At 46.9% G+C, this 245-nt stretch carries 1 protein-coding gene; it reads left to right on the top strand.

Annotated features, from left to right (window positions below; translation table 11 throughout):
* Positions 1–225: hypothetical protein (locus tag P6709_RS20200; protein WP_278242671.1), on the top strand; the 225-nt coding region annotated here is incomplete at its 5' end.
* Positions 226–245 lie beyond the last annotated feature (20 nt).

The following is a 245-nucleotide window of genomic DNA, read 5'->3' as shown; positions in this document are numbered from 1 at the left end:
GACAAGTCGTGTGGAAAAGGAATAGTCAGAAATGAACTGGTTGTTAAGTCGTTCTCTCAGTTCGTCTACTTGGTCAATTGGCAGTGTCATCCCGGCTGCCATAGATTGAAGTGGGACGGCTATAACGGCTCTGCAGGAGGCGCTGCTGCTTTAAATAAGCAAAATGCTCATCCACCTGCCGATACGCACATTCTCCAGGTTCCTGACTGGTTGAATATCAATTGAACTTACACGGAAACGGGATT

The organism is Jeotgalibacillus sp. ET6 (assembly GCF_029667115.1).
GTDB lineage: Bacteria > Bacillota > Bacilli > Bacillales > Jeotgalibacillaceae > Jeotgalibacillus.
The sequence above is the reverse complement of the archived record's forward strand: the minus strand, read 5'-3'. Positions and strand labels throughout refer to the sequence as shown.